Here is a 5285-nt window from a genome sequence, read left to right on the forward strand (position 1 = left end):
TTCTCTATTATTACCAGATAAATTCGGCAAGAGCAAAAGATTACATTAATTATAATGCATGCTAACGGCATTAAAGGCAATAGAGTATGTTTTAGGCGGGTTTTCGTAAATAATCGGAAAAGACCAGAAAAGTAAAGGCGCCGGATATAAGTGAGAACTTAATGAAAAACTAAGTCAGACCTATACCTGGCGCCGTCGCTAAGCAATCAGGTAGCTCCCTATTCGTCTTCTACCTCGATAGCTTCCATTGCGCACTCTTCCATGCAGGTTTTGCAGCCGTCGCAGTTCTCCTCGTTAACTGCTTTGGCGATGTCGTCAACGAGCTCAAGCACGCCGTTGGGGCAGCTGTCTACACAAGTTCCGCATCCGGAACACTCGTCAACATCAACTACTGGTCTAGACATAAAAAAACTCCTCCTCAAAATAGCCTTCATCTTGCACTAAAACAACTTATACAAAACTATTTGCAGCTTGTAAAGAGGTTTAAGCAAAGCATTTTAGTAAATTATGGATACGCTCGGTCAGTTTAGCTATATGGGGGTCGCTTGAGCCGGCAAATCATCGTCCGGCTATGGGTGGAGTTGCAAGCCATAGAGAAACGTCATGGCGCACCGTTTTTTAACAAAAAGAGCGCTTCGCGCTAAAGTTGATACTAAGAGTATCGATATACTTAACAAGGACATTGTTAACAAACTTGACAATACCAGGCTTAGATTTTATAGTAGAACTAAATCATAGCGTAAGGAGTGTTGAATAATGGCTAAAGCTTTGGGGATTGACCTAGGGACAACCAACTCGTGTATGGCCATTCTGGAAGTTGGCGAGCCAAAGGTTATCGCCAATGCCGAGGGTGGCAGAGTAACCCCGTCGGTCGTCGCGTTTTCGAAGACCGGTGAGGTACTTGTCGGGGAGGTTGCGAAACGTCAGGCGATCACCAACCCGGATCGCACGACCAAGTCAGTCAAACGCGAGATGGGTACGAATTGGAAAATCGATATCGACAGCAAGGACTACACGCCGCAGCAGATTTCGGCGTTCGTTCTGCAGAAGCTAAAAAGGGATGCCGAGGCGTACCTGGGAGAGAAGATCACCCAGGCCGTGATCACGGTCCCCGCCTACTTTGAGGACGCCCAGCGCCAGGCGACGAAAGACGCCGGCAAAATCGCTGGACTTGAGGTGCTGCGAATCATCAACGAACCGACGGCGGCTGCGCTTGCCTACGGTCTTGATAAGGAGCACGACCAGACGATCCTCATCTTCGACTTGGGCGGCGGAACATTCGACGTTTCCATTCTCGATATCGGCGATGGCGTTTTTGAGGTGCGGGCGACCGCGGGCGACAACCACCTTGGCGGCGACGATTGGGATAAGAAGGTCGTCGATTGGATGGCCGACGATTTCAAGGCCAAAAACGGTATTGACTTAAGAAATGATAAGATGGCGCTACAGCGCTTAATAGAGGCGGCGGAGAAGGCCAAGATGGAGCTTTCGGGAACCCTTTCTACCACTATCAACCTGCCGTTTATCACAGCGGACGCCGAAGGTCCGAAACACCTGGATATAACGCTCTCAAGAAGCGAGTTCCAGAAGATGACGTCAGACCTCCTGGACAGGTGCCGCAAGCCGGTGGAGCAGACGATGAAGGACGCGGGGGTCGCCTCGTCAGACATCGATCACGTTATCCTTGTCGGCGGCTCGACCAGGATGCCGGCGGTTCAGGAGATGGTGAAGGACTTAACCGGCAAAGACCCGCATAAGGGCGTAAACCCGGACGAGGTCGTGGCCGTTGGCGCCGCAATCCAGGCCGGGGTTCTGATGGGCGAGGTCAAGGACATCCTGCTTCTCGACGTCACGCCGCTTAGCTTGGGTATCGAGACCCTGGGCAGCGTATTTACGAAGATGATCGAGAGAAACACGACCATCCCGACAAAGAAGAGCGAAGTGTTTACCACTGCTGCCGATGGGCAGACCAGTGTTGAGATCCATGTCCTGCAGGGCGAGCGTGAGATGGCGACCTACAACAAGACCCTGGGCCGCTTCCACTTAGTGGATATCCCGCCGGCGCCGAGGGGCATCCCGCAGGTCGAGGTCACGTTCGACATCGACGCGAACGGTATCGTCAACGTATCCGCAAAAGACATGGGTACCGGAAAAGAGCAGAGGATTACCGTAACCGGCGCGGGTGCGCTTAATAGGGACGAGATAGACAGGATGGTGCGCGAGTCCGAAGCCCACGCCGAGGAAGACCACAAGCGGCGTGAGGAGGCGGAGGTCAGAAACAACGCCGATAACCTCACCTACACGACCGAGCGTACGTTAAAAGACGTCGGCGACAAGCTTTCCGCAGCGGATAAAGAAGCGATCGAAAAGGCGCTTGCCGATGTGAAAGATGCGCTCAAGGGCTCCGATATCGAACGGATCAAGAGCGCTCACGAGGAGCTTTTGCAGCAGTCGTATAAAATCGGCCAGGCGGTCTACTCGCAGCAGGAGGGCCAGGCATCGGCCGACGGCGGTGCGGCGGACGGCTCACAAGAGGGCGAGAACGTCGTCGATGCCGATTACGAAGTCGTTAACGAAGAGGAAGACAAAAAATAATCCCGGTCGGGGAATCTCGATACTATTGAGGTGATGATGTTGGCGAAAGATAAAGTCGCAGGCGATGGGAGCGGCATCGACGATGAGCGCGACCGGGCGGCTACCGGAGCGGCGCAGGACGAGCAAACCCCTGATTCGCAGGGAGAGCTTAAAGAGCGCCTTGAGCAAAAAGAGGCCGAGGCCGCCGAGTACCTGGATACGCTGAAACGGCTGCAGGCGGAGATGGAGAACTTTCGCAAGCGGATGATAAAAGAGCAGGAGCAGATAATCCAGTACGCCGCACAAACCGTGGTGCTGGAGCTCCTGCCGGTCATCGACAACCTGGAGCGTGCTCTCGCCGCCGCCGAGGCCGACGCGGAAAGCGGACGGCTTAAGGAGGGCGTCGAGCTTATCTACACGCAGCTTAAAGGCCTTCTTGCCAAAGAATGCGTGGAGGTGATCGATCCGGCGGGCGAAGAGTTCGATCCGATGAAGCACGAGGCGGTTATGCAGGTGGCAAGCGATGAGCATGCAGAAAATACCGTAGTCGAGGTATTGCAGAAAGGATACGACCTTAAGGGCAGGCTCCTGCGCCCGGCGATGGTCAAGGTCGCGAAGTAGTTATAGCGGTGATATTACGATCACATTACGATCACATTATGGTCACATTATGGTGATATAAATGAGCGCAAGCAGAACATATAAGGATTTTTATGCGGTTCTTGGGGTCGGCAGGAAAGCGACCCAAAAGGAGATAAAGGATGCCTACCGCAAACTTGCCCGCAAATACCATCCCGATACGAACAAGGGAAGCAAGGCCGAGACCGAGGAGAAGTTCAAAGAGATAAGCGAGGCGTACGAGGTCTTAAAGGACGCTAAGAAGCGCAAGGAATACGATGAGACGGGAAGCTTCTTCAACGCCCGCGGCCCCGGCGGCCACAGCCCTAACGCCGGCAACTTCGGCGGTGCGGGTGGCTTTAACGGGTTCCCGGGATTCGGCGGCGGGTTTCAAGCCGGAAATATCGGGGATATCTTCGATCTTTTCGGCGGCGGCATGGGGGCCCAGCGGGCGAACATGCGCGCCAAAGGCCAAGATATCACCTATACCGTGCACCTGTCCTTCGATGAAGCACTCAAGGAAAAGACCGTGCAGTTCTTGATCGACCGGGCGGGAAACGGCAGCCCGGTCACCGAGACGGTCAAAATCCCCGCCGGTGCGGCCGATGGAAGCAAGATCAAGTTCAAAGGGAGGGGCCAGGCGGGCCAAAACGGCGGCCCTCCCGGCGATCTCTTTATCATAACGAAAGTAGCGCCCCATCCGTTCTTTAAGCGAAACGGCGGCGATATCCTGCTCGATGTGCCGGTGACGTTCGTGGAGGCGGTGCTCGGGGCAAGTATCGAGATCCCGACGGTCGACGGTACGGTCTCCTTGAAAATCCCGGCGGGCACGCAAGACGGACAGGTGTTTCGACTACGCGGCAAGGGGGCGCCGAGGCTCAAGGCAAGCGGAAGGGGCGACATGCTCGCAACAGTGACAATCGAAGTGCCGAAAGAACTCACCGCTGCCGAAAAAGAGTTGTTGATACGGTTTGCGAGCGGCAGAAAAGACGACCCGAGGCAGGCCTTTAGAAAAGCTTAAAATCTGGAGTGAAACGACATGTACGATGAGCCGGTTTACATGATAAGCATCGCAGCAAAGCTTGCGGGTATGCACCCGCAGACGTTGAGGATCTATGAGAGGAAAAAGCTCATCCAACCCAAGCGCACGCAGGGGAGCACCCGACTCTACTCCCAGCGTGACGTCGACCGTTTGAAGCTGATACAGACGCTTACCCAGGACCTCGGGGTAAATCTGGCCGGGGTCATCAAGATATTCGAGCTGCAAGACCAGATCGAGCAGGCGCAGTGCCTCATCGGCGAACTCCATAAACGGGTTGGGGACTTGCAGGAAAACCTGAGCAAGGAGCTTGAAAAGGTCCAGCAAAACGCACTCGTCCCCATGCGGCGCGGCCATGTCGTGCTGAGAAAGCCGAGGATGTTCAGGGAGTAGAGGTGAAACTATGAGGATGGATAAGTTTACGATAAAGTCGCAGGAAGCATTGGGGGAGGCCCAGCACCTCGCCGAAGGGATGGGGCACCAGCAGGTCGAGCCGGAGCACCTGCTCCTCGCGCTCATCGGCCAGCAGGACGGAATCGTCGTTCCCATCTTGCAAAAGCTGGGCGTCGCTCCGGGTTCCGTTACGAATCAGATCAACGCCGAGTTGGGCAGAAGGCCCAAAGTCTCGGGTGCGACCGCCATGCCATATGTTGCGGCCGAATTAAAGCGGGTGATGGACAGCGCATTTATCGAAGCCGAGCAGCTTAAAGACGAGTATGTAAGCACCGAGCACCTGCTCCTCGCGCTGGTCTCGGTCGATGGTACTGCCGCGGCCATCATGCGCGCACTCGGCGTGACCAAGGACGCGGTCCTAAAAATCCTCGTCGACGTGCGGGGAAGCCAGCGCGTGACCGATCAAAACCCCGAAGAAAAATACCAGGCGCTCGAGAAATACAGCCGCGATTTAACGCGCCTCGCCAGAATCGGCAAGCTCGACCCGGTTATAGGGCGCGACGATGAGATCCGCCGCATCATCCAGGTGCTTTCGCGCCGGACTAAGAACAACCCTGTGCTCATCGGCGACCCCGGCGTCGGCAAGACCGCTATCGCCGAA

At 55.3% G+C, this 5285-nt stretch carries 6 protein-coding genes; 5 read left to right on the forward strand and 1 reads right to left on the reverse strand.

Going from position 1 to position 5285, the window contains the following annotated elements; genetic code table 11:
• Window positions 1-218: 218 nt before the first annotated feature.
• Complete coding sequence (locus ACYC56_RS10935; protein ID WP_461374213.1) at window positions 219-404, reverse strand: ATP-binding protein; 186 nt, start codon at window positions 402-404, stop codon at window positions 219-221.
• A 352-nt stretch (window positions 405-756) separates the two neighbouring features.
• On the opposite strand from ACYC56_RS10935, the gene dnaK reads away from it, so the two are divergent.
• From dnaK to ACYC56_RS10960, 5 genes are all read left to right on the forward strand, one after another.
• Window positions 757-2595, forward strand: a complete 1839-nt coding sequence (dnaK, locus tag ACYC56_RS10940; protein ID WP_461374214.1) for a molecular chaperone DnaK — start codon at window positions 757-759, stop codon at window positions 2593-2595.
• A 39-nt stretch (window positions 2596-2634) separates the two neighbouring features.
• Window positions 2635-3195 carry a nucleotide exchange factor GrpE gene (gene grpE / locus ACYC56_RS10945; RefSeq protein WP_461374215.1) on the forward strand — a complete coding sequence of 187 codons (561 nt, stop codon included), beginning with the start codon at window positions 2635-2637 and terminating at the stop codon, window positions 3193-3195.
• Window positions 3196-3256: 61 nt separating this feature from the next.
• A complete protein-coding gene (locus ACYC56_RS10950) occupies window positions 3257-4213 on the forward strand; it encodes a DnaJ C-terminal domain-containing protein (protein WP_461374216.1) in 957 nt (318 codons plus the stop codon).
• A gap of 18 nt (window positions 4214-4231) precedes the next feature.
• Complete coding sequence (locus ACYC56_RS10955) at window positions 4232-4624, forward strand: heat shock protein transcriptional repressor HspR (RefSeq protein WP_461374217.1); 393 nt, start codon at window positions 4232-4234, stop codon at window positions 4622-4624.
• A 10-nt stretch (window positions 4625-4634) separates the two neighbouring features.
• On the forward strand, window positions 4635-5285 hold a 651-nt coding region (locus ACYC56_RS10960), incomplete at its 3' end, for a Clp protease N-terminal domain-containing protein (RefSeq protein WP_461374218.1).

The organism is Candidatus Aquicultor sp. (genome assembly GCF_054640775.1).